Annotated in this window: 4 protein-coding genes; 1 reads left to right on the top strand and 3 read right to left on the bottom strand. The window is 62.2% G+C overall.

Going from position 1 to position 3,706, the window contains the following annotated elements; translation table 11 throughout:
* Window positions 1–248: 248 nt before the first annotated feature.
* The 3 genes from HRF45_10415 to HRF45_10405 all read right to left on the bottom strand — a co-directional run bounded on the left by HRF45_10415 (window position 249) and on the right by HRF45_10405 (window position 2,941).
* The gene (locus HRF45_10415; GenBank protein MEP0766937.1) at window positions 249–1,682 is read right to left on the bottom strand and encodes a Gfo/Idh/MocA family oxidoreductase; all 1,434 of its coding nucleotides are present in this window, start codon (window positions 1,680–1,682) and stop codon (window positions 249–251) included.
* A complete protein-coding gene (locus HRF45_10410; GenBank protein MEP0766936.1) occupies window positions 1,672–2,130 on the bottom strand; it encodes a prolyl oligopeptidase family serine peptidase in 459 nt (152 codons plus the stop codon). The genes HRF45_10415 and HRF45_10410 overlap by 11 nt, the downstream gene beginning before the upstream one ends.
* Window positions 2,131–2,224: 94 nt before the next feature.
* The gene (locus tag HRF45_10405; GenBank protein ID MEP0766935.1) at window positions 2,225–2,941 is read right to left on the bottom strand and encodes a hypothetical protein; all 717 of its coding nucleotides are present in this window, start codon (window positions 2,939–2,941) and stop codon (window positions 2,225–2,227) included.
* Between the two features lie 581 nt (window positions 2,942–3,522).
* On the opposite strand from HRF45_10405, the gene HRF45_10400 reads away from it, so the two are divergent.
* On the top strand, window positions 3,523–3,706 hold a 184-nt coding region (locus HRF45_10400), incomplete at its 3' end, for a hypothetical protein (GenBank protein MEP0766934.1).

The raw sequence follows: 3,706 nt of genomic DNA, 5'->3' as shown, positions 1-3,706 counted from the left end.
AGAGCAGGACGGCCATCCAGCAACTCATCGGGCAGAGCTAACAAAAGAGCGTCCCGAGACATCGGGAAGGCCACGGGTTCGAATCCCGTTGGCTCCACCAATGTGCCTTCCGAGAACCTCTTGCCGAGCCGTCGCAGCCCACTTCCATGCTTCGGTATCAGAGCGAAGCGGCGATACCGAAGCATGGGAAATAGATCTCACCCGCAACGTCTGGGAATGGACCACTAGCGCTCTTCACGCGCCGCGGTCTATCGTGATGCGAGATCCACACCGAGCACCTTCCCTCCCCCATTGCGGCTTTCTTCTGCGCGGAAGGCTATCAGGTGGCTCTCCATCGAGGTAGCGAGGTTGGAGGTGAGCAGGTCCACGTCACGCCGCGTGACCGCCTGGATGAAATCGCGCACCAGGCGGAAGTCTCCCCCGCCGTGACCACTCAGGTCTTCCGCCGCTCGGCTGACATCCCACCGGGTGCGAGCGCCCCTCACGAAGTCGAACACGTCCAGCGCGTTCTCATCGCCGACGATGTCCCCCTGCTTGCAGAAGATGCGCGTGCGGCGCCCGCCATACGAAGTCATGCCCTCCAGCGAGAACGCCGCCGTGACACCACCATCGAACTCCATGTTGGTCACTTGATGGTCGCACACATCATTGTCTGACTGGAACACGCAGCGTCCGTACTGGCTGGTGCGAAGGGCCTTCAGGATCCCCTCGTCCGAGCGGTCCTCGCTCACGATGTGCTCCGTGCCCCACTGCTTCTTATACACATACACGTTGGGTGCATGATAGGGACACTTCTCCTCGACCGGGCATCCTTCGATGCAATACTGCGGGGCACCTTCGGGCGCATTCTGCCTGCAGAAGAAGGACAACGATCCGAACGAACTAACACGACGGCACGGCCGGTCAATCACCCAACGAAGGATGTCCAGATCATGGCAGGACTTCGACAAGATAATCGGGCTGGACTCCTTCGAATTGCGCCAGTTGCCGCGCACGAAGGAGTGAGACATGTGCAGGTGCCCAACCGGCTCGAGGTGCTGCACGCTGACGACATCGCCCAACATGCCCGACTCCACCACGGCCTTCATCTGCTGAAAGTAGGGCGCATACCGCAGCACGTGACACACCGCTACGATTGCCTTCTTCTCGTTCGCCCGCACAAGGATGTCCCGGCACTCTCGCCACGAGGTGGCAATCGGCTTCTCGAGCAGCAGGTCGTACCCTTGCGCTAACGCCGCCATCGCCGGGCCGTGATGAAGCTTGTCTGGCGTGGTAACGATCACCACATCGGCAAACTTGGGCACGCCGAAGACATGCTCCCAAGTAACGAAGGCGTGCTCCGGGGCGATGCCGTGCAGCCTGATGGCAGCGTCTCTGCGATACTCGATCGGCTCGGCAACACCTACGATCTTCCACTCATCGGGCATCGCCTGCGCAAAGCCGCCGTACAGCGACCCACGCGCACCGTGGCCAACGATCACCGCGGTGACCGGCTGCTTGGGCTTGATGTAGCGGATTCTCCGCGGCCTCGGCAACGACGCCGGGTCCTGCTCGGCGAACAGCTCCGGTGCTAGGACCGACACGCCCGCCACGGCGCCCATCATGCGCAGCATCTCTCGTCTGCTTAGCTCGCCTCCCACGTCCTCACCTCCCAAGCCTGCCGACTGCGTGTTAGGCTCCAAGGTACCAATCGAGCATCTTCGCGAACAGGCCTCCAATCCCTTCAGCCGACGGTTCGGCCCCTGGCTTCTGGAACCCATGATTTGCGCCCTCAACGCGGTGAGCGGTCACGTCCCTCCCCCGCGCGACTAGCTCGGCGCGGAGCACGTCGAAGGCCGCAATCGGCACGCTGCGATCCTCCGTCCCATGCGCGATGAACAGCTTCGCCTTTGTGCCCAGTGCAAAATCGAGCGGCGACGCAGCAAGGAACGACGACCACCGGCGATAGGGATGGCCCCAAACCATCTTCGTAATCGGGTCTGGGTCCTTCCGTATCTCAGCCCAATGCCGGTAGGCGCCCTCTCCCATCAGCACGTACATGTCGAAGATCTGCGTCGGTCCGCCGCCTGCGAGCATCGCAACGTCGGTCACATCCGTAACCTTCGCCGCAACCGCGGCGGCTACGATCACACCCTCCGAGTGCCCGGCCACCATCACCGGGGCGGGCGCGATGCCGGACCTGCGAAGCGCATCCAGCGGGTTAGGTTCCTGCGTTGCCGACGGGCTATGGCACGGAGTAGCGCACGGACTTCCCTGCCTTCACCAGAATGGTCCAGCTGCCGACGTCGGTGAGAATGGAGCCGTTCCCCTGCCGCCGAATCGACCGCAGGACCAGGCGGTAGCTGCCATCCCTCACGCCGCTCAACATCACGCTGTCGCCCGTGATCTCGGCCTCTATAGCCGGGCCGAATCCTCGTGCGAGGTCTGCCCCGCGAATCGGAGAGGTCCCGTGTTCGGTAGCAGGGACCAGAAGAACTTGATAGGTGCCGGGGCCTTTGGTGACCGCGATCTCCACATCACCCATTCGGCTGGGGCTGATTGCGAGGGAGGTGTTGATGCGCGCGGAGTCGCTGCTCACAGTGATCACCTTCCAGTCCAGGTACGTGTCCCCGTGCTTCACGTAGGTGAAGTAGGTTCCTTTCGGCAGGTTGGTGTGCCGAAAGGTCAGGCCCTCAGCCGACGACCACACCAGCCCTGTGCGACGGGGTTTGTAGGTATCGCACCACACGTAGGCGGACGATCCGGTGGGCATCAGGCCCGCCATGTTAGTGATGTGCACCCCCGACGCAGTCACGCCCTCGTAGCCGACCTTCACCACCTCTGTGAGATCGCCCTTGAAATGGATGCGACCGGCTATCTCGGCGGCCATGGCGCATGGGCCGAGCAAAAACGCCACGATTACTGCACACTCATGCCAATGCACCTGTCGCATCATTTCCATCTCACTCTCCAGCATCACTCTGCTAAGGGGATTGTCGGGCCATCACACCAAGCGGTGAAGTTGGCTGAACTGCAGTGAGTGCAGTAGCCGCGCTTCACCGAGGGTCGTCAACCGATGGCGATTCCGACCCTCCTCTCTCTGAAGAGGGAGAGGATTGAGGTGAGTGTGGCTGACATCCTAAGCAACGCCAGCTCGTCCTGGCTGTAGGCGGTTTACTCCTCATCCCAGCCATCTCCCCGCGGCGGGGAGATGGTGGAAACGATGCACACCGTGCATCAAAATGGTGGGTGATTCCAGCGTCTCGTCGGATGTGGGTATCGCCGAGACGGCGAAATTACCGGTCGCAGAGCATCGCCGGGACGTCGAAAGCACCGCGTGCCGGGCTAGTCCCGTCCGGCGGGAAGGGCGACGCGGAAAGGATAGCAGTCGGCGGTAAAGACGCCTTGGTACACGGCGGGGTCCGCATGGACGGTCTGGTCGGCGTGCTCGGCACGAATACAACGATGCCGAACTGAACTCCGCACCCTCGGTTTCATGCCTTATATGATGGGGTGTGGCTCTAAGGTTTAGGGGTTCAGCCCTTGGTCTATACGTTTCGGCTGCCGACTGCCGCCGGGCCGGTGCTGGAGGACGCTCCCGTGCCCTACATGGTGGGGCCGAAGGTAACGCTGCAGATGGGAACGGTGAAGGTCCCCGACGTGCAGGTGTTCATCGCGCAGAAGCAGGGCTGGCGTCACATCGGCCAGTCCGTGTGGAACCGCTTCA

The sequence above is a fragment of the Fimbriimonadia bacterium genome (assembly GCA_039961735.1).
In the GTDB taxonomy this organism is placed as follows: Bacteria; Armatimonadota; Fimbriimonadia; order Fimbriimonadales; family JABRVX01; genus JABRVX01.
The sequence above is the reverse complement of the archived record's forward strand: the minus strand, read 5'-3'. Positions and strand labels throughout refer to the sequence as shown.